At 54.9% G+C, this 18,722-nt stretch carries 21 protein-coding genes; 12 read left to right on the top strand and 9 right to left on the bottom strand.

The genetic code is table 11. The features are described 5' to 3' along the window. Positions 1-76 precede the first annotated feature (76 nt). Complete coding sequence (locus JW953_07750; protein ID MBN1992586.1) at positions 77-2,551, bottom strand: DUF2079 domain-containing protein; 2,475 nt, start codon at positions 2,549-2,551, stop codon at positions 77-79. A 407-nt stretch (positions 2,552-2,958) separates the two neighbouring features. Here JW953_07750 and JW953_07745 point away from each other — a divergent pair, with 407 nt between their 5' ends. The 11 genes from JW953_07745 (at position 2,959) to JW953_07695 (ending at position 11,227) form a co-directional block, all read left to right on the top strand. Continuing rightward, positions 2,959-3,336 (top strand): DUF2089 domain-containing protein, encoded by a 378-nt coding sequence (locus JW953_07745; GenBank protein MBN1992585.1) that lies wholly within the window; start codon positions 2,959-2,961, stop codon positions 3,334-3,336. Positions 3,337-3,338: 2 nt separating this feature from the next. Further along, positions 3,339-3,926 (top strand): hypothetical protein, encoded by a 588-nt coding sequence (locus JW953_07740; GenBank protein ID MBN1992584.1) that lies wholly within the window; start codon positions 3,339-3,341, stop codon positions 3,924-3,926. Between the two features lie 43 nt (positions 3,927-3,969). Further along, positions 3,970-4,362: a hypothetical protein gene (locus tag JW953_07735; protein ID MBN1992583.1), complete on the top strand. Its 393-nt coding sequence runs from the start codon at positions 3,970-3,972 to the stop codon at positions 4,360-4,362. A 28-nt stretch (positions 4,363-4,390) separates the two neighbouring features. Then, positions 4,391-5,644, top strand: coding sequence for an MFS transporter (locus tag JW953_07730; GenBank protein MBN1992582.1), 1,254 nt, complete (start codon positions 4,391-4,393; stop codon positions 5,642-5,644). Between the two features lie 86 nt (positions 5,645-5,730). Continuing rightward, positions 5,731-6,123: a DUF3662 domain-containing protein gene (locus tag JW953_07725; protein MBN1992581.1), complete on the top strand. Its 393-nt coding sequence runs from the start codon at positions 5,731-5,733 to the stop codon at positions 6,121-6,123. Then, the gene (locus JW953_07720; protein ID MBN1992580.1) at positions 6,117-6,578 is read left to right on the top strand and encodes an FHA domain-containing protein; all 462 of its coding nucleotides are present in this window, start codon (positions 6,117-6,119) and stop codon (positions 6,576-6,578) included. The genes JW953_07725 and JW953_07720 overlap by 7 nt, the downstream gene beginning before the upstream one ends. A gap of 26 nt (positions 6,579-6,604) precedes the next feature. Next, on the top strand, positions 6,605-7,660 hold the full coding sequence (locus JW953_07715; protein MBN1992579.1) for a M42 family metallopeptidase: 1,056 nt from the start codon (positions 6,605-6,607) through the stop codon (positions 7,658-7,660). Between the two features lie 54 nt (positions 7,661-7,714). Further along, positions 7,715-8,053: a nucleotidyltransferase domain-containing protein gene (locus JW953_07710; protein ID MBN1992578.1), complete on the top strand. Its 339-nt coding sequence runs from the start codon at positions 7,715-7,717 to the stop codon at positions 8,051-8,053. After that, the gene (locus JW953_07705) at positions 8,010-8,399 is read left to right on the top strand and encodes a HEPN domain-containing protein (GenBank protein MBN1992577.1); all 390 of its coding nucleotides are present in this window, start codon (positions 8,010-8,012) and stop codon (positions 8,397-8,399) included. Before JW953_07710 ends, JW953_07705 begins: the two co-directional genes overlap by 44 nt. 117 nt (positions 8,400-8,516) lie before the next feature. After that, positions 8,517-9,515: a M42 family metallopeptidase gene (locus JW953_07700; GenBank protein ID MBN1992576.1), complete on the top strand. Its 999-nt coding sequence runs from the start codon at positions 8,517-8,519 to the stop codon at positions 9,513-9,515. A 2-nt stretch (positions 9,516-9,517) separates the two neighbouring features. Continuing rightward, positions 9,518-11,227, top strand: a complete 1,710-nt coding sequence (locus JW953_07695) for a nucleoside kinase (GenBank protein MBN1992575.1) — start codon at positions 9,518-9,520, stop codon at positions 11,225-11,227. Positions 11,228-11,326: 99 nt separating this feature from the next. Here the strand turns inward: JW953_07695 and JW953_07690 are convergent, their stop codons facing one another. From JW953_07690 to JW953_07655, 8 genes are all read right to left on the bottom strand, one after another. Then, complete coding sequence (locus JW953_07690) at positions 11,327-11,539, bottom strand: type II toxin-antitoxin system HicA family toxin (GenBank protein ID MBN1992574.1); 213 nt, start codon at positions 11,537-11,539, stop codon at positions 11,327-11,329. Beyond that, positions 11,539-11,781, bottom strand: coding sequence for a type II toxin-antitoxin system HicB family antitoxin (locus JW953_07685; GenBank protein MBN1992573.1), 243 nt, complete (start codon positions 11,779-11,781; stop codon positions 11,539-11,541). Before JW953_07685 ends, JW953_07690 begins: the two co-directional genes overlap by 1 nt. After that, on the bottom strand, positions 11,697-12,188 hold the full coding sequence (locus tag JW953_07680) for a hypothetical protein (GenBank protein ID MBN1992572.1): 492 nt from the start codon (positions 12,186-12,188) through the stop codon (positions 11,697-11,699). The genes JW953_07685 and JW953_07680 overlap by 85 nt, the downstream gene beginning before the upstream one ends. A gap of 90 nt (positions 12,189-12,278) precedes the next feature. Further along, positions 12,279-13,943, bottom strand: coding sequence for a dihydroxy-acid dehydratase (gene ilvD / locus JW953_07675; protein MBN1992571.1), 1,665 nt, complete (start codon positions 13,941-13,943; stop codon positions 12,279-12,281). 303 nt (positions 13,944-14,246) lie between these two features. After that, the gene (locus tag JW953_07670; protein MBN1992570.1) at positions 14,247-15,851 is read right to left on the bottom strand and encodes a hypothetical protein; all 1,605 of its coding nucleotides are present in this window, start codon (positions 15,849-15,851) and stop codon (positions 14,247-14,249) included. A 103-nt stretch (positions 15,852-15,954) separates the two neighbouring features. Beyond that, on the bottom strand, positions 15,955-16,563 hold the full coding sequence (locus tag JW953_07665) for a TetR/AcrR family transcriptional regulator (GenBank protein ID MBN1992569.1): 609 nt from the start codon (positions 16,561-16,563) through the stop codon (positions 15,955-15,957). A 143-nt stretch (positions 16,564-16,706) separates the two neighbouring features. Then, entirely contained in the window at positions 16,707-17,069 is a 363-nt protein-coding gene (locus JW953_07660) for a cupin domain-containing protein (protein ID MBN1992568.1), read from the bottom strand. A gap of 40 nt (positions 17,070-17,109) precedes the next feature. Then, a complete protein-coding gene (locus tag JW953_07655; protein ID MBN1992567.1) occupies positions 17,110-17,847 on the bottom strand; it encodes a hypothetical protein in 738 nt (245 codons plus the stop codon). Positions 17,848-18,068: 221 nt separating this feature from the next. Here JW953_07655 and JW953_07650 point away from each other — a divergent pair, with 221 nt between their 5' ends. Next, positions 18,069-18,617: an NUDIX domain-containing protein gene (locus tag JW953_07650; protein ID MBN1992566.1), complete on the top strand. Its 549-nt coding sequence runs from the start codon at positions 18,069-18,071 to the stop codon at positions 18,615-18,617. Positions 18,618-18,722 lie beyond the last annotated feature (105 nt).

The raw sequence follows: 18,722 nt of genomic DNA, 5'->3' as shown, positions 1-18,722 counted from the left end.
TGGTTCGTCCTTCGTCGTTGGTCTTTCGTCGGTGGTCCTTTGTCCTTGGTCGTTGGTCGTTCGTCAAAAATGCCCTCTACTTGATCTCAATTTGGGCCAATAGGTAGGCGTTGCCGCCGTCGGGCAGGGCCAGCCGAGCCATTGTTTGCGCGTTGTAGAGGCCAACGTTTAGGGTATAAACACCGGGCGGCAGGTCGGGGGGCAGGTTAAGCACGTGGCGGTCAAGGATGGGCTGCCGGAGCGGCCACTGCGAGGTGGGCTGCGGCGTGAGCCAGGTAGGATAGGCGTCGTGTTGGGCGGCCAGAACATCGCCGGGGGCCAGGAGGTGGACAAAGACGGTGTAATCGGCGGGGGGCGGTTGCGTGGCCTGCCAGTTCAGCAGCAGCGACAGGTTTGAACCAGGGCGCAGGCTGCCGGCCTTAAGCCGGTAGCCCGTTAACCGAATATCGGCCCCAAACCGGGCCTCGATTTGGGTGAGAGGCTGCCAGGTGGGAACCGGGGCGTGGCGTTCTAAAAATGGCCCCTGGCGATGAAACGTGACCAGTTGCGCCCAGCGGCCGGGCTGTAAACGGACGTTTTCTGAACTGCTGCTCAGGGGCAGGCGTTGGGTAAAGTTACTGAAACTATCCGGCGGCCCTGCGGCCAGGCCCAGGTGAAAAGTGTCGGGCAAAAGCTGGGGCAGGGTGGCGGTGACGATGATTTCGTTGGGCTGCCAGGCGGCGGGCGGATACCAGAGCGGGGCGATCATGGGCACCTGGGCGGGGTCGCTCAGGAGTTGGCCGTTGTCGTCGTAGACCAGGGGCCACAGCCGGAGGTCGGTTGGCAGCGCGCCGGAAGTTTGCCAGTAAAAGTCAAAAGTTACGCCGTCGTCCGGATCGTCGTGTGCCTCGTAGCCTACCAATTGCAAGCGGCCGTCGCCAAAAGCAAGCGAGACGGGGTGAGCAGGCTCCGTTCTGGCGCGGGCAAAGTCATAAAAAGAGCAGGGTAGGGGCAGGATAGGCGAACAAGGCGAAGTAAGGCCAGGGGCAGGAGGTAGGAGAGGGGCAGTGGCGAGAGAGTTTTGGGCCAGGATGAGGCCCTGGTCGGCTTGCAGAAGCTGCCACGGCCCGGAGAGCAGTTCCATGATTTGGACGTGGGCGTCGGCGGGATGGACGCCGGGAATGTCGGTGACGTCCACCAGCATGTAGTCTGCTGTTTGCCGGCCGGTGGGAAAAACGTAAATGACGCGCCGGTGGGCCAGGTGGGGATGAACGGCGGCGCTGGCCGAGACAACGGCCTGGGGGGGGATGGGCCGGATAAAATCGGGCAGGCGGGTGGCGGCCGGGCGTTTGGCATAATGTTCGGTACGGATTGAGAGCGGCGTCCAGCCGTGCAGGGCGTGGTAGCTCAACGACCATACCAGCAGCCACAACACCACGCCGCTAAGCATGGTGGTTTGGTGGGATTGCCGGTTGGTTTGGCCGGGGGAGGTGTGGTTTACCAGGCGGCGCGCGCCGTAGATAGCGGCCAGCACAAAAGCGACCACCAGGGGGGCGGAGTAGTGCTGCTCGCCGGAGTATTGGCCGGGGAAGTTGCTTAACAGGTTGGCCGCCAGCACGGGCAGGCCCAGCAGCAGCAACTCCGGCGCCAGCAGCGGCAAAAAACCGGCGGCGGCAAAAAGGCCCAGCAAATATTGCCACCGGGCCGGGTCCTGAAGCAACGAGGCCAACCCGGCCGGCCCGCCGGGGTAACGATGGGCAAAATAGATTGGCCCGTTTGTGCCAAAGTATTGGCGGGCCAGCGGGGCCACAATCAAAAAAGTGGCCCCTAAAAACCAGACGACGCTGAGCACAATGAGCAACAGGCCATGCGCCAGCGGCGATTTGTAATTGGCCATTTGTGATTTGTTTTTGGCCGGGTAGGAGTGAAGCAGCAGGAACAGGCCCAACATGGCGGTCAGGGTGGGTAGGGTTTCTTTGGCGGCCATGGCCACCACAGCCCAAACCCACATCCAGGGCCAGCGTTTTTGGCCGGCGTACCAAAAGGCAAAAAGGAGCGGCGCGACCACCAGGGGGTCGGCGTGAAAATCGGCCACGTTAGCCGCTTGCAGGTGGGGAAAGAGCAGGTAAACCAGGGCAAAGGCCAGGGCGGCCCAGTTGGTGAATTGTGAATGGTGAATGGTGAATGGTGAATGGTCAAGCCTGAGTTGGTCCCGGGCTATCCAATAAACGGGCAGGGCGCCCAGAGCCAGGGCCAGGGATTGGACAATGAGCAGCAGGCGCACGTCGTCCCAAACAAAAAAGAGCAGGGCCAGGGGCAGCAGGATGGGTTCAAAATGCTCGGCCAGGCGCGGTTGCTGGCGTTGGCCCCAGGTCAATTCCATAAAAGCGCCCGGCCCCCGCGCCGTGTTCCACATGGGCTGGTCAATCAGCGACAGGTCTGCGGCGTAGGAGTTGAGCGTGGCGTGGCGGTGCAGGCTGTACCAGGAGAAGTATCCGGCGTAGGCCAGCATCAACAAGGCCAGCAGCAGGCCCGGAATTTTTGATGGCGTAAGCAGAGATAAACGCGGCAAGGCGATTATTCACTTTCAGCATGGGTCGTGACCCGCTGTAAATCCTGGCGGGTGTACAATGTTACCATAGTAAGCGGGAAATGGTCAAAATAAGCTTGGGGGCATTTCACTGTTGTTTAGCTGCCCACCGCCCCCAATGGGCGTAATGATAAAAATTAATAATGATATTGATTTTATTTAATTTTTATTTTGACAACTTTAATTTTATCCACTATTATATCAATAATATTGGATAACGTTTTGATAGTTGGCGAATAGCCAATGAATAGGTAACGTTGGGGAAAAGGTGATATTATACCTTTTGACGAACGGTCAACGACCAATGACCAACGACGAACGACCAACGACGAACGACCAAATTTCGTCCATCGTCGTTTGTCCATCGTCTTAGAGAAAGGAGTGGCAAAATGTATCCTGTGATCAATGAATGTCCCATTTGTAAAGAATCCCTGGTGGTGACCAAACTTTACTGCCGCAATTGCGACACCGGCCTGGAGGGACACTTTGCCCTGGGACGGTTTCACAGCCTGTCGCCGGAGCAGATCAATTTTGTGGAAACCTTTATTCGCTGCGAAGGCAAGATCAACCGGGTGGGCGAGGAGTTGAACATCTCCTATCCTACCGTGCGCGCCCGGCTGCACGATCTCATCCGGGCGATGGGGTATGAAGTAAAAGAAGAAGAAGCAAGCCCGGCCAAAGGAGTGGATCGAAAGGCCATTTTAGACCAGTTGGCCGCCGGCGCAATTACGGCGGAAGAAGCCGCGCAGAAATTAAGGGGCGGTTGACCATGGACCAGGTCCAATACAAAGTGCTGCAACTGGTGGCCGCCGGCGCTATCTCGGCCGAGGAAGGGGAGCGCCTGTTGGCCGTGTTGAACACGGCCGGAACCTGGGCCGGGGAATCGATCTCCCCCGGCCCGGCCAGGATAGAAACTCGGTCGGCGCCGTTTGATTTCCCACCCCGGCCGGTCTGGGCCAGGTACCAGGCGGCGCTGCTGGTGCCGGGCGGCACGCTGGTTATCATTGGGCTGGGCGCTATTTTTTTGGTGTTTGGCGGCCCTCTTGGCGCGTGGTGGCTGCTGTTAATTTTGCCCGTGATGCTGGTGGGCGTGTGTCTGCTGCTGTTGGCCTGGTGGAGTGAGCACAACCGCTGGCTGCATTTGCGGGTTAAAACCGAGGACGTTAACTTTGGCTTTAACCTGCCCCTGCCCTTGAGTTGGCTGGTGGGGGGCTTTAAAATAGCCCGCTTTTTTGAGCCTCGGCTGGCAATGGTGACCGATGATGCCCTGGACGCGCTGGTTGACGCCTCAGCCGAAGGTATTTTTCACGTAGAAGTTGATGAAGACAAAGAGTATGTGCAGGTTTATTACGGTTGAACCGGAGCGCATACCTGAATTTTAAGGAAAGAGAGTGAAGATCATGACCCTGAATGAAGAACGTATGCAAATTCTTAAAATGTTGGAACAAGACATTATTACGGTAGATGAAGCCGCCCAACTGCTGGCCGCCCTGGAAACCGGCACGGCCAAAGAAAGAACGGCTTTACCGCCTAGCACCGTGGACAAGGCTAAATGGCTGCGCGTTCGGGTGACCAATCAACAAACGGGCAAGCCAAAAGTTACGGTAAACGTGCCGGTGAGCCTGGTGAACGTGGCCTTAAAAATAGGGGCCGGTTTTGTGCCCGAGCTGGAGCAGATGGACTCTGAGCAGGTGATGGCCGCCATCGAGGCCATCAAAAGCGGCGCGCACGGCAAAATTGTAGATGTTGAAGACGATGAAGGCGGCGAGCGGGTAGAGGTTTTTGTGGAATAGAGCGCGGATAGCCCTTTGGAGCATCACCGTGAAAACCATCCTGAAAAACAAACACTTAATCACCCTGGGCCTGGCCGAAACCATCAGCGGCATGGGCAGTTGGATCACCATGATGGCCGTCTTTTCTATCCTGATTTTTAAGGGCGGCGGCAACGTGTGGCAAAGCAGCGGCATTATGTTGGCCGGGCTGCTGCCGTTATTAATCTTTAGCCCGCTGGCCGGAAAATTGGCCGACCGTTTCAGCAAAAAATACCTGATGATGGCCAGCGAATTGTTAAGCGCGGCGGTCATTTTGGCCATCTTTTTAACCCAGAACCCGGCCTTGATTTACGTTTTGATCGCCCTGCAAGCGGCGTTGGGGTCGGTGATGGGCCCGGCCCGGCAGGCGTTGGTGCCCGCGCTGGTCTCGCACCCCGACGAGTTGACGCGGGCCAACGCCTTTTTGCAGCAGTTGGCCAGCTTCATCAAAATTGGAGCGCCGATGCTGGCCGGGTTGCTCATCACCTGGCTTGGCCCTTATAACGCAATGTTGTTTGACGTGCTCTCGTTTATCCTGGGGGCGGGTATCCTGTTCTTCCTGCCCAATCTCAAAGCCGGCCGGACCAATCCCGGCGCGGCTGAGGACGCGGTTGCGGCCGGTCAGGCTCAACCCGGCCTCAAACCCCTGGCCGTAATCTGGCGCACGCCGGCCTTGCGCCTGTTGTTTGTCACCAGTTTTTTGATGATCATTAGCGTGATGGCCTTTGACATTCTGGGCGCCATCTATACCAGGGACATTTTGCAAGGCGACGAAAGTATGTTTGGCTTGTTGATTGGCGCGGTGGGCTTGGGCACGGTGCTCAGTGGTTTTTATTTGCTGCTGCGCCAAAAAACCGTTAACCCCTGGCAGGACCTCAAACTGGGCCTGTTTTTGCTCATGTTTTTGCCCGGCCTGCTGGTTTCGGCCAGTTTTTTTGAGCCGTCCCTGTTCACCAAGGGGATCGCCCTGGTGAGTTCTTTTATCGGCGGGGTGGGAGTTGGCTTTTTGCTGGTGCAACTTGGCACATTATTGCAAACGCTTTCCCCGCCCGCCATCCTGGGCACAATTTCCGGCTATTATCAGGCCTCAATGGTGGCCGGGCAGCTTATCTCCATTTTGGGGGCGCCGCTGCTGGTGCCCGGTTTATTGGGGATGACGGCCTTCCTGTTCCTGGTGGCCGTCTGTTTGGGGTTGGTGTGGATTTACATGGCTGCTTCGGTATCGCTGATGCAACGCCGGCAGTTTGCAAAAGCCGCCATCTGAATTCGACTCTTCTAAATTCAAAACAGCGCCCTTAAGAAAACCTTTGCCAAATTTTCTATTCCCCCGGCCTGCGTTATAATGAAGATATGAATCAATTAGACCGCCTTGAACGGCTGGCCCAACGTTTGATAGAAAAGCCATTTCAGCGTCTCTTTCAGACCCGCTTGCATCCGGCTGACCTGGCCGACCATTTGACCATGGTGGTGGCGGCATGTCGGGATGGGGCTGACTCTCGCCTTATCCCAAATCACTACCAAATTATCATCAACCCCCTTGATTACCCGGCCCTGGTTGATGGCGCCGGCGACCGGGCCATTATGGCCGATCTGGTTAATCATTTGACCGGCCTGGCCGCCGAAGGGAATTGCCAATTTCAAGGGTCGCTCCAGGTATCGTTGGTGCAGAGCGAGTCTGTTCCACCCGGACGGGTTGAAGTAAGGACCGGGCATACGGGGCATAATTCCGGGGAAGCATGGTGAGCCTGGATTGGATTTTGTTTGGCCTGCGGGTGTTAGCCACCGTTATCCTGTACACCTTTCTGGGGCTGGCCTTTTACCTTATCTGGCGTGATCTAAAACGCGCCGAGTCTCGCTCCACCGCCGCTCCTCAATTGTCCGACCAATTGCGCATCGTTGCGGCGGCTGAAGGCCAGGCGCTGGTAGTGGGCCAAACTTTTCCGCTGCAATCAACCACCCTGTTAGGTTATGGCCCTGAAAACACAATTATTGTGAGCGAGGCCGATGCCTTGACCCAACAGGCTCGTTTGCGCCATCAAAGGGGCGTTTGGTGGCTGGAAAACCTGGGCGGCGAGGACACCACCAAGCTCAATCATGCGTTTTTGACCCAACCTGCGCCTTTAACGAATGGCGATATTATTGAGATTGGCGATGTCTGTTTTAAATTTGAAGTGGCGGTGGAAAAAGCGCATCCCTGATTGGCAAGGTAAAACTCAACGTGCCTATGTATCTTGAACAACTCTCCAATGCCTTTGGCGTTTCCAGCGCCGAAGATGAAGTCAGAAAAATTATTATCGAAGCGGCCAGGCCGCACGCCGATGAGTGGCGCGTGGACACTATGGGCAACCTGTTTGTCACGCGCCAACGGTGTAGTGGAGCAGCCAGCTCTCTGCGCGTGATGGTCACCGCCCACATGGACGAAGTGGGCTTCATCATCTCCAAAATCACCGACAAAGGCTTGTTAAAATTTGAGCCGGTAGGCAGTTTCAATCCGGCCGTGCTGCTGGGCAAAGCGGTGGTGGTAGGCCGGGAACGTATTCCCGGCGTGATTGGCCTCAAGCCAATCCATCTTCTCTCCGGCGATGAGGAACAAAAAGTGCCCGGTATCGCTTCGCTGTATATTGATATTGGCGCCACCGATAGCGAAGCCAACGGCAAGGTTAAAGTGGGCGATTTTGCCACCTTTGCCACCAAATTTGGCCGCCTGGGGGGGCAGGCTCGCCCGCGCCAGAACCGGGGTTTGGTCAGGGGCAAGGCCCTTGATAACCGGGCCGGCTGCGCGGTTCTGTTGGAACTTCTCAAAGGCGATTATCCCGTAGACCTGATGGCCGTATTTACGGTGCAAGAGGAAGTGGGGGCGCGCGGCGCGCGAGTGGCCTCATACACGGCCAATCCCAACCTGGCCTTTGTTGTAGAATGTACGGCGGCGGATGACCTGCCGCCCCTGGATGAAAGCGCCCTGGATGGATTTCCTTGTTTGGGCCAGGGCCCGGCCATCACGGTCATGGATCGTTCTTTTATGGCCGACCGTCGTTTGGTTGACTTGCTGGTGGCTACGGCTGAGGCGGAAGGGTTGCCCTATCAATTCAAACGGCCCGGCGTTGGCGGCACGGACGGTGGGGCCATCCACCTGGCCCGCGAGGGCGTGCCTTCGGTGGCGGTGAGCATGGCGGCGCGATACATTCACTCTCCTGCGGCCGTTTTGGATTTGGCCGATTTCTGGAACACCGTCAAACTGATGCAAGCGGTGTTGAAACAATTGCCAAAACAGGAGTGGTAAAATTTGTTAAAAGATTTAAATATCCATGTGCCCAATATCAATGAGCGTGAGCGAGTGCCGCTGGACGCTATCCAGGCGGTTGTCGAGCATATTGCCCAAACCTTTGCCCCGGAGAAAATAATTCTCTTTGGCTCGTATGCCTACGGCCAGCCCAAACCCTGGAGTGATGTGGATTTATTGGTGGTTACGGAGACAGAAGACCCCAAAAAATTGCAAAGAGATATTAGTGTTTCCTTTCGAGACCCGATAGGGTTAGATATTTTGGTGCGTACTCCACAAGAAATAGAGAATCGCATTTCATTAAATGATTTTTTCTTACGCGAGATTGTTACCAAGGGTAAAGTTCTTCATGAACGAACTGACGCTAGAGTGGGTTCAAAAGGCGGAAAATGATTTTGTTGCGGCAGCAGCGTTATTGAAGCTGAAACTGGAGACTATGGCTGATGCCATCTGTTTTCACTGCCAACAATGTGCCGAAAAATATGCCAAAGCCTATCTTCATTATCAATCAGTTGAATTTCCACGCACTCATAATTTATCTCAACTATTGTTGCTGTGCGAGGAACGGGATAATTCTTTCTCCACCATTGCGTTGGAAATGCAAGCCCTCAATAGCTACAGTATTGAAACTCGCTATCCAGGCCGTTTTGCCACAATTGAAGAGGCCGCAGGCGCTGTTGAAACTGTGGAAACCGTGCGTGTCTTTATCCGGTCAAAATTGGGAATGGACAAAATATGATAAATCCCCAACTTGCCGGTAAAGTGGTCTTAATTCAGTCGCCAATCATGGCATTGGCGCGGCCACGGCCAGAGCGTTTGCGGCCCAGGGCGCAGTAATCCTTAACGGAGAAAATACATGAAAGATCTCATCAAACAACTCACCGAAGCCTACGGTCCGCCGGGCTACGAACAGGCTGTCCGCGACCTCATCCGGCAGCACGTTACCCCTCACGCCGACAGCGTTGAAGTTGATCCCCTGGGCAACTTGCATGCTGTTAAAAAAGGGAACGGCCAGGGAGTCAAGATCATGCTGGCCGCCCACATGGACGAAATCGGCCTGATGGTATCTCACGTTGACGATAAGGGTTTTGCCCGCTTCACCTCGCTGGGTTTTGTCCACCCGGCCACCATGGTGGGCAATCGGGCCATTTTTACCAACGGGGCTATGGGCGTCATCAACGTGGAAAAGTGGCCCCACCCGGACGCCCCGGACCACTCGCAGCGGAGCCTGTATCTTGACTTTGGCGTCAAAAATAAAAAAGAACTGCCGGTGCGGGTAGGCGACGTGGCGGCTTTTCAGCGTCCCTTTGTGGACCTGGGCGACGCTCTGGTAGCCAAAAGTATGGATAACCGGATTGGCTGCGCCATTTTGGTTGAAACCTTGCGGCAGCTCCAACAAACGCCCCACGCTGTCCACTTTGTTTTTACCGTGCAAGAAGAGGTGGGCGTGCGTGGCGCAACCACCGCCGCTTATAAGGTTCATCCCGATGTTTCTATTGCCCTGGATGTGACCGACAGCGGCGACGTGCCCGAACGCAAACATTTTGAGGTTAAAATGGGCCACGGCCCGGCCATCAAAATAATGGATAAAGGCATGCTGGCCCATCCCGGCCTGAAAAAATGGATGGTTGAGACGGCCACCAAGAATAAAATCCCCTATCAAATGGAAATTCTCACCCTGGGCAGCACCGACGCCAGGGCCATGCAGTTGGCCCACGAAGGCAGCGCCGCCGGGGCCATATCCATTCCCTGCCGCCATGTCCATACCCCCTCGGAAATGGTCAGCTACAGCGATGTGCAAAATGCGGTCAAACTCTTGCTGGCCATGCTCGCCGGCCCGGCTAAATTGGAGTGACCATGAGCCATAATATCTGGCCCACGCAGCCTCGCGTTACCGCCCAAATCAAATTCAGCGATGGCCAGGTGTTGGAAGGGCCGCTGAATACCACCATAGAACATTTTATCAAGGCCGGCCATTTTCCGGCAGAGCCGCTGCCTATGGCCTGCCTGGTCAACGGCCAACTGCGCGAGCTAACCTATCACGCCGACCGGGACCTTGAGGTCCACGTGCTCACTCTGGCCGATAGCGACGGCATGCGCGTTTATCGCCGCTCCCTGGCCTTTTTGCTCATTGCCGTAGCCCACGAGCTTTTTCCCACTGCGCAAATCATCATTGACTATGGCCTCAACTTTGGCGCGTTCTACTGCGAGGTGGAAGGGCGTCCTCCTTTTACCGAAGCCGAGTTGAAGCAGATTGAAGCCCGGATGCGGGAATTGGTCAAGGCCAACCTGTCCATTCTTAAGGAGCGGATCCCCTTGGCGGAAGCAGAGAAACTTTTTCAAACGCGGAACGCCGACGACAAACTGCGCCTGCTCGCCGCCCGGCGTAAACCTTACCTCACCGTTTATACGTTGGGTAAATACCGTGATTATATGCACGGTTACATGGTGCCCTCTACCGGCTATTTACAATATTTTGCCGTTGACACCTATTCGGATGGTTTTGTGCTGCGCTATCCTCGCGCTCATCAGCCCGACCAATTACAGCCCTGCGTTGAATACCCCAAGCTGGTTACGGTTTTCAATGAGTATGGCGACTGGATGGCCAAGTTGGGCATCAGGGATGTGGGGGCCTTGAATCTGCGGGTGGTTAGCAAAGACCTGCTGGAAACAATTCTGGTTTCGGAAGCGTTGCAGGAGCAGCGAATTGCCCAAATTGCCACCAGGTTAGCCGATTTGCAGGACCAGGTGCGGCTGGTGCTTATTTCCGGCCCGTCTTCGTCGGGCAAAACCACCTTCAGCAAACGCCTGGCCATTCAGTTGATGGCGCACGGAATTCAGCCCCTGGCGTTGGGGCTGGACGATTTTTTTGTTGACCGGGAGCAGACGCCGCTTGATGAAGGGGGGGGGTACGACTATGAGCATATCCAGGCGCTTGATTTAGAACTTTTTAACAAAACGCTTCTGCGGCTGATGCAGGGAGAGGAGGTCATCCTGCCGCACTACAACTTTTTCACCGGCCGGCGGGAGTGGGGCGACGCGGCCTCTATTAGCGACCAACACTTGATCATTGTTGAGGGCATTCACGGGTTGAATCCGGAATTGGTGCCGCACATCCCCCCGGATAAGATTTACCGGATTTACGTGTCGGCCTTAACCCAGCTCAATCTGGACCGGCATAATCGCGTGGCAACCACCGACTCGCGTTTGCTGCGGCGCATTATCCGCGATGCCCGCCAGCGAGGTTACCCGGCCCGAGAAACTATCAACCGCTGGCCCAAAGTGCGCCGGGGCGAACACACCTGGATTTTTCCCTACCAGGAACACGCTAACGTAATGTTCAACTCTGCCCTGGTCTACGAGTTGGCCGTCATCAAACCCATTGCCGAGCCGCTGCTGTTGCAGATTGAGCCGGGCAAACCGGAACACGTTGAAGCCAAACGCCTGCTCTCTTTTTTACAATGGTTTGAACCCTGCTCCGACGAATTGGTGCCCGACAATTCCCTGCTGCGCGAGTTCATCGGCGGTTCTATTTTGCAGGATACAAGGCGCGGGGTTGAGGGCTAAAGTAGCCAAAGTTGAGAGGCGTTGTTTTAACCAACCAAATACAAAACGCCAACCATCCTGTATGGCTGGCGTTTTGATTTTTAGAAGACAAAATAGTTCTTACTTGATAGGCCCAAAGTCTTTGCGACTGATACCCAGGTTTCTTAAAATACCACGAACGGTTCCGGGTTTGAGATCTTTTTGGCCCCAATCAGGCACAGCGACTACTTTATCAGTAGTAGGGTTATACCAGTAACGATGACTGCCTTTAGCGGTCCGGAGTTGATAGCAGCCCAACTTTTCCAGTCGTTTACTCAACTCACGATAGCGCATCAGGCGATAACCAGGGCTTCGGAGGTAAAGAGTGTTTCATCAAGTGGTTGCAAAGCGGGAGGTGGTTCTTTGCCTAGCTCTTTCCAGGCCATTATAAGACCCTCTAATGCTTCCTGAACATTACGTTGTATATCTTCGGGTGTGCTGCCTTCTGTGATCAACCCCGGCACATCTGGACTGGTAATGGTGTATACTTGATCCGTTCCGGGATTGAGTTCAAGGTTAAGCCTGATTTTGTACATTTGCATAGTCTGTTTCCTTTTCCCTTAATTATACCACAAAGCGCCTTATTTCGGTGATGAGGGCGGTGGAGCATCGTGTAGGTTTGTTTGGAAATGGGGTAAGTGATGACCGACTCGGCAAAGGGGATAATCCAGCGCAGGCCGGGTTCAAGAGCCTGGGTGCGGTAGCCCGTGGGCGAAATAGCGGAGATGACCACGCCGCGCTCCTCTGGTTGGATGAAAACCAGGCCGGCGCTCACGGTGGTCAAAGCAATGGCGGCCAGCAAGATAATGCCCAGCAAGCCGATCATCCCCTTGAAGCCGCCCCCCTGCCCTCGCGTAGCCCGGATGACAAACAGGACTAACAGGCCAATGGCCACCAACCACACCAGCACTGTTAAACTGCGAATAACGTCAACAATGTTCATAGGTTTGCCTCTCTTTGATGATATAACCCGCAAAGTTTACCGTTACTTGATTTGTTTCTGCTAGGCGTGGTCAGGCGATTGAAGAAAGCTTTAAAATTGCAAAATCGCCCCTTTATCCGCGCTGGTGGCTAATTTAGCATAACGAGCCAGCCAGCCGGTCAGCGTCAGCTTGGGCGGCTGCCAATTGACTCGCCGTTTGGCCAGTTCCTCATCTGAAAGGGCCACGTTCAACGTGCCTTTAGTAATGTCAATTTCAATGATGTCGCCTGTTTCCAGCAGGCCAATCGGCCCGCCCTCGGCCGCTTCGGGCGAGATGTGGCCAATACACGCGCCGCGCGTACCGCCGGAAAAACGGCCGTCGGTGATGAGGGCTACGCAGCTTTCCAGCCCCATGCCGGTGATGTTGCTGGTGGGGGCCAGCATTTCTTGCATGCCCGGCCCGCCCTTGGGGCCTTCGTAACGGATGACCACCACTTCGCCCGGCTGCACGTCGCCGCTCAAAATCCCGGCGTTGGCCTCGTCGTGGGAGTTGTACACGCGGGCCGGGCCGGAGTGTTTCATCATTTCGGGTAGCACCCCGGCGGTTTTGACCACCGCGCCGTTGGGGGCCAGGTTGCCAAAGAGCATGGTCAAGCCGCCGGTCTGGCTGTAGGGATTTTGCAGGGTGCGGATGCAGTCCGTATTTTTGCTGTCGCAGCCCTGAATATTCTCGCCCAGGGTTTTGCCGGTGACGGTTTGGGTGTCCAGTTTGAGCGCGCCGGGCTTTTTGCTCAACTCCCACAGAATGGCGCTGATGCCGCCCGCCGCGTCAACATCCTCAACGTGATACGCAGAGGAAGGGCTGACCTTGCACAGGTTGGGCACTTTGGCCGAAATGTCGTTGAGCCGTTCCAGCGAGTAATCCAGCCCGGCTTCGTGGGCAATGGCAATGGTGTGCAGCACGGTGTTGGTGCTGCCGCCCATGGCCATATCCAGGGCAAAGGCGTTGTCAATCACGTCCTGGGTCACAATGTCGCGCGGTTTCAAATCCCACTCAATCAGCTTCATGATCTGCGCCCCGGCCTGACGCGCCAGCGCTTCCCGTTCCGGCGTTTTGGCCAGGTAAGTGCCGTTACCCGGCAGGGCTAACCCCAACACCTCCGAGATGGCGTTCATGGAGTTGGCCGTGAACAGGCCGGAACAGGAACCGCAGCCGGGACAGCCGTAATCCTCCAAAATTTTGAGTTCTTCTGCAGAGATTTTTCCGGCCCGGTACGCGCCCACGCCCTGAAAAACCGAAATCAAATCTATTGTTTTGCCATCCGGCGTCACCCCGGCCCGCATCGGCCCGCCGCTGACAAAAATGGTAGGGATATTGAGCCGCATAGCCGCCATCAGCATGCCGGGGATGATTTTGTCGCAGTTGGGGATGCAGACCAGGGCGTCGAAACAGTGCGCCGAGACCATGGTTTCCACCGAGTCCGCAATCAGCTCCCGGCTGGGCAGCGAAAACTTCATCCCGGCGTGGCCCATGGCCACCCCGTCGTCCACGGCAATGGTGTGGAACATAAAGGGCGCGCCGCCGGCCTGGCGCACGGCCTGCCGCACAATTTCGCCAAACTCGTTCAGGTGGACGTGGCCGGGCACCACATCGGTATAACTGTTGGCAATGCCGATGAAGGGCTTTCTAATGTCGTCGTCGGTGTAACCGCTGGCCTTGAGCAGGCTGCGGTTGGGCGCTCGTTCAAATCCTTTTTTTACAGTGTCGCTACGCATAACAAACTCTCCTTAAAGATATGAAAAAAGCAATTTGGAATGATTCCCTCTCCTGGGGAATTGAGACATTGTAACACAACCAACTCGGGCTGACAATAGTTTGCAGTTTGGAACCAGCAATATCTCATTTTAGAATAAAGACCTGACAGGTTTTCACTTTTGAAGCTATTTGGCCTGCAAATATTTGGTGGAACACTCGTTTTTTCGTTAAATCCACAACAAAATCTGTCAGGTCTGCTCATATTGGGGATTTCTCCCTTTGGTCGAAATGACATGGGTGAACAGTTACCTTTTCTCTTTAGCTTAAACCGTTAAAACCATATATCCCACCCATACCCCCAGCACGCCAAATAAAACCGCCGTGAGAAGTTTTACTGTGCCAGCGTGAGTCTGGAACAGGGTAGTGAGTTGGCGGCTGCCGGTCCCCAGATAGGTGATCATAAAAACGGCCATCAAGGGCACCACAAACATCAGGTTGTAAAGCGCCAGGTAAGCAATAGCCGTAACGCGCAGGTCGGCCACGCCGGTAACAAAGATAATGGTGGGTAAATACACTTGCCCCGTACAGGCCAACTCAAACACGCTGACCAGTACGCCGGCGACAAAGGCAGCTCCAATATAGCCCCGCATCCGGCTGTGGGTGCGAATTGTCCCATGGATGCGTTTTTTGAGCGCCTTGGGTAATTGTAGTGAAATCTCGGCCAGTTGGCCCCGGCGGATCTTTAGATAATCTGAAATGCTGATAAAGGCCAGAACCAGGCAGATGAGAGCCGTTACGCCGTAAATGATCTGGCCGATCAGGGTTAGCGACTTGAGCCGGCGCAATACTTCGGCCAGGCCCAGGCCCATCATCAAGTAGGTGAGAAATACGGCCAGGGTAAAGGCTGCGCCAACCAGCAAAATTTCGCGCCCTTTGCGCCCCACCAGGGCCAGGTAGGAAACAAAGAAGATGATGGTGGTGAAGGCGCAAGGGTTGACGCCATCCAATAAACCCGCTCCGGCCACGGCCAACACGCCAAAGTGTTTGAACCGTTCCGTAATTCGGGCGGTGACTTCGGCCTGGTTTGTTTTGATTGATTCCCAGGGCGGCGACGCTTTGGCCGCGGCAGGCGCTTCAACGAGGTTTTTTAAACGCTCCAGGGTGATTTCGCCAGGCCCCAGATATTCTTGTCCAATGAAGATCATGGGCGAAGCCAGGCGATATTCATCGGGCACATCGTATTGGTCGCAAATGGTTTCGTTGAGGGGGGCCTCCTCCTGCACGTTGAATTTGCGGATAACTACCTGGGGGTAGCCGGCCTGAATTTCGGCCAATTCCCTGCTGACGCGGGCACATTCCAGACAAGAGGGATCGTAAAAATAGGCCAAATAAACCGGCTCAACCGCCCCGGCCAGAGCTACTACGGCCGCCGGGGTGGGGGTGTCGGTGGGCTGCGGCGAGGGCGAAGGTTCCGGGGCAGGCCCAGTTGCGGCCAAAACTTGGGCGAAACCGGGAAAATTGGGCCAGCCAATCCCGTCGGCTGCCAGGGCCGCTTCGACGATGGCCGGGAGTTGTTGGGGAATTTGTTGGCTGCCGACCAGCACGGTGTCGCCGATGATTAAAAAGGGCACGCCCTGGTATTCGGGCGGAATTTGGTAATAGGCAATGGCCGCCTGGAAAAGTTCTCCTGTGCTGGGTTCCGAGGTTTCCAGGCCCAAAATCTGAAGTTGCTCGCCGTATTTATCTTGCATCGGGATCAGGAGTTGGGATATTACCTGATGGCAATGATAGCAGTTATTGGAGTAAAAAAGAACAGCTTGCACCACCGGCTCCTCTGAAGATTGCGCCGCTGCCGGGACAGGTAATATCCCGGCGACGATAAAAAGCCAAATGAAGGTGGCGATGCTTAAAAAGTTTCTGTATTTCATCTATGGCTTCACCTTATCCTGTTTTTTGTAGCGACTCCTTGATTTTGGGAACAGCCAAAACTTATAAGTACTGAACGACCGGTATGTGAACTAAGCGAAAAAACTACGGTCGCAGACCGTCCAAAAGCATTTGCTTCAATGTTTCCGTCATTGCTTCATATTCCACATCCATGTGGTTGAATATCCCGGAACAGCCGATGGCTCTCAATATCCCTACAATGTTGAGCGAGACCAGGCGGGAATCCAAATCAGGTTTTATTTCCCCCGCTTGCTGCCCTTTTTGGATAATATGTTCAATAAACTGAGCCAGTTCATTATAAATTTCTTGCAAGGCCAGCATAAATTCAGGGTTCATGCCCTCCATTTCCATCATCAAACCATTCAGAACAAGACAGATGGTTTCGTTATTTTTGTGCAGGCGGGCATGGTTGTCCAATAGGGCCGTCAGTCGAGAGGGGGCGGTTTTGGCTTTTAAGACATCGCGGGCTACTTCATTGTGCCAGGTGTTACGCACGGTTTGGATGACGGCAAAAAAGATGGCGTTTTTGTTTTCAAAATGATGGTAGAGCGCGCCCTTGGTCAAGCTGGTGGCCTGGGCCAGATCGGATATCGAAGTGCCATAGAAGCCTTTGCGCACAAAAAGCTGGGTGGCGGCTTCGATGATCTTTTGTTGGGTTTGTTCGCTTTGAATTTGTTTTTGGGTTTTAGTCAAGGGAACAACTCTATTGAAAAAATTACATACTGAACGATTGGTATGTGTGGGGAATATAATATAAGCCACTCATTTTGTCAAAATTAGGATTTACGCGCGTTCCGGTGACAGTCACTTTGTAAGTGACTGTCACCGTGTGAAAATCAAATCCACTCCGGCTCTACCGTCCTGTCGCCGCCCGCGTCGCCCGTGTTGGGGGTTCCGGCAGGCTCTACCAACATCACCTGACATTCCTCTTGGGCAAAAGGTTTATGCTCAACACCTTTGGGGATAACGATCATCTCCCCTTTTTTCAACGTCACCGGGCCGTCTCTAAAGTCAATACCCAACTCGCCCTCAAGAACGATGAACGTCTCATCCGTATCGGCGTGGCTGTGCCACACAAACTCTCCTTGCAACCTGGCGATCTTAAAATGATAATCGTTCATCTGCGCTATAATCTTTGGTGACCACTGGTCGGTGAATGTGGCCAATTTTTCTTTGAGGTTGATAACGGTTTGGTTCATTGTGCTTGTCTCCTTACATCTTTCACTCATAAGCCGAACTTCATTGACGTGGCAGCGGCCCCACCACCTCTTCCAGTCCTTTGGTGATGGCCAATTTCCAAAAATTGGCGGCAGCAGTTTGAAAATTGAGCAACGAGCCGCCCAGTTGCAGCATTGCGCCCAGCCGCAGCAGTCCCTGACCGGTCGGGTCGTCGGTTTGGCAAGAGAGGTTGAGATTATTCAGGGCGTCGCTCCACAGGCGCATGCTCTCCACCAGCGGCTTATGCACCGAGTCGGCGGCTTCAGCCGGGGGAGTGAGGCTGTCCAGGCGATTGGCCAGGTTTTCCATCAAAGCGGCATCGGCCACCAGGGTAGGATGGGGGGTGAGACCCGCGCCGCAAATAGCCGCCGGATTCTGTTCGGCTGTTTTGAGGACATCGTTGTCTCGCTCGGCAGCGGCCAGCCCTTCTTCCAAGATAGGTTTGATGGCGGCGGCGTATTGGGCCATATCGTCAAAATTGGTGACGGTTTCTGCGGGGGCAGGTGGGGTGGCCGGCGGTAGGGTGGGCACGGCGGTGGGTGGCAGGGTGGGGAGGGGCGTGGTGGTGGGCACAATAATGACCAAAGGCGTGGGCGTGGCCGGCTCCGGCACAAAAATGATCTCCGGCGAGGCGATAGGTTGGGGTGGTGCGATTGTGTCTCGCCGGACCAGGATGATGCCCAAAATCAGGCCTATGCCGCAGGCAATGATTACCAAAAAACCTGCTCCCCCCCATAATAGTTTTTGATGGGTGGTCATTATGTCTCTCCTCTCTCTCATCATACCATCACTTGGGCCAGGAGAAAAACGGAAGAGCGCCGCTGTGGTTAAATATTGTGCAATCCGGCCGGCTTGGTATAATACGTCCACGCCGGTTATAAAGAAAGGATGGCCCATGTTTAACCACGCTCCAGCCAATTATCGTTGTCCTTGTATGCCCAAAAACTCGGCGAATATTTGGAAAATACGGAGTAGCGCCGATGTTGGTTCTTGGGGTTAATGTGGCCATTATTGTTGAGGCCGGTAAAATTTTGCTGACCAAACGAGAAGATTTTGAAGTGTGGTGCATCCCCGGCGGGCAAGTTGACCCGGAGGAGTCGCTGGCTCAAGCGGCCATCCGCGAAGCGCAAGAGGAAACCGGCCTGGAGGTTGTTTTAGAGCGGCTGGTGGGGGTCTATTCGCGGACAGGCAGCGGTGTTGATGTGCATCTGGCCCTGTTTGCGGCCAGTCCGGTAGGGGGCGTACTGAAACCCCAGGTGGGTGAAGTGCTTGAGTTAGGGTATTTTTCGCCCGACGCTTTGCCGGAGGATATGCTCTGGTGGCACCGGCAGCCGATAGCGGATGTTTTCAACGGGGTGGGTAACGGGGTGGCCTGGTCCTTTAACGTGCGTCCCCGGCAAAAGATCAAATCGCGGGAAGAATTGTACGCTTTGCGCGACCGTTCGGGTTTGTCAAGGCCGGAATTCTACAGGTATTTTTTTGAACAGGCCGGCACAGACGGGGCTAAACTTGAAGTGGGGCATTTGTAACTTCGGCCTGGTTATCACCCTAGACCTTCATTTCAAAAGTTTTTAGGGTGAAGCTAAATTGTCATAAAATTATGAAGAGCCTCCAGCCGTTTTTTTAAGTCATCG

It is taken from the genome of Anaerolineae bacterium, from assembly GCA_016931895.1.
Taxonomy (GTDB): Bacteria; Chloroflexota; Anaerolineae; order 4572-78; family J111; genus JAFGNV01.
The sequence above is the reverse complement of the archived record's forward strand: the minus strand, read 5'-3'. Positions and strand labels throughout refer to the sequence as shown.

What these genes read in the sequence shown, in the direction of transcription:
- JW953_07655 (MBN1992567.1), bottom strand. Translation starts at nt 17,847, where the DNA reads ATGACCACCCATCAAAAACTATTATGGGGGGGAGCAGGTTTTTTGGTA.
- JW953_07685 (MBN1992573.1), bottom strand. Translation starts at nt 11,781, where the DNA reads ATGTACAAAATCAGGCTTAACCTTGAACTCAATCCCGGAACGGATCAA.
- JW953_07690 (MBN1992574.1), bottom strand. Translation starts at nt 11,539, where the DNA reads ATGCGCTATCGTGAGTTGAGTAAACGACTGGAAAAGTTGGGCTGCTAT.
- JW953_07695 (MBN1992575.1), top strand. Translation starts at nt 9,518, where the DNA reads ATGAGCCATAATATCTGGCCCACGCAGCCTCGCGTTACCGCCCAAATC.
- JW953_07735 (MBN1992583.1), top strand. Translation starts at nt 3,970, where the DNA reads ATGACCCTGAATGAAGAACGTATGCAAATTCTTAAAATGTTGGAACAA.
- JW953_07740 (MBN1992584.1), top strand. Translation starts at nt 3,339, where the DNA reads ATGGACCAGGTCCAATACAAAGTGCTGCAACTGGTGGCCGCCGGCGCT.
- JW953_07700 (MBN1992576.1), top strand. Translation starts at nt 8,517, where the DNA reads ATGAAAGATCTCATCAAACAACTCACCGAAGCCTACGGTCCGCCGGGC.
- JW953_07680 (MBN1992572.1), bottom strand. Translation starts at nt 12,188, where the DNA reads ATGAACATTGTTGACGTTATTCGCAGTTTAACAGTGCTGGTGTGGTTG.
- JW953_07725 (MBN1992581.1), top strand. Translation starts at nt 5,731, where the DNA reads ATGAATCAATTAGACCGCCTTGAACGGCTGGCCCAACGTTTGATAGAA.
- JW953_07660 (MBN1992568.1), bottom strand. Translation starts at nt 17,069, where the DNA reads ATGAACCAAACCGTTATCAACCTCAAAGAAAAATTGGCCACATTCACC.
- JW953_07650 (MBN1992566.1), top strand. Translation starts at nt 18,069, where the DNA reads ATGTTGGTTCTTGGGGTTAATGTGGCCATTATTGTTGAGGCCGGTAAA.
- JW953_07715 (MBN1992579.1), top strand. Translation starts at nt 6,605, where the DNA reads ATGTATCTTGAACAACTCTCCAATGCCTTTGGCGTTTCCAGCGCCGAA.
- JW953_07670 (MBN1992570.1), bottom strand. Translation starts at nt 15,851, where the DNA reads ATGAAATACAGAAACTTTTTAAGCATCGCCACCTTCATTTGGCTTTTT.
- ilvD (MBN1992571.1), bottom strand. Translation starts at nt 13,943, where the DNA reads ATGCGTAGCGACACTGTAAAAAAAGGATTTGAACGAGCGCCCAACCGC.
- JW953_07720 (MBN1992580.1), top strand. Translation starts at nt 6,117, where the DNA reads ATGGTGAGCCTGGATTGGATTTTGTTTGGCCTGCGGGTGTTAGCCACC.
- JW953_07705 (MBN1992577.1), top strand. Translation starts at nt 8,010, where the DNA reads ATGAACGAACTGACGCTAGAGTGGGTTCAAAAGGCGGAAAATGATTTT.
- JW953_07745 (MBN1992585.1), top strand. Translation starts at nt 2,959, where the DNA reads ATGTATCCTGTGATCAATGAATGTCCCATTTGTAAAGAATCCCTGGTG.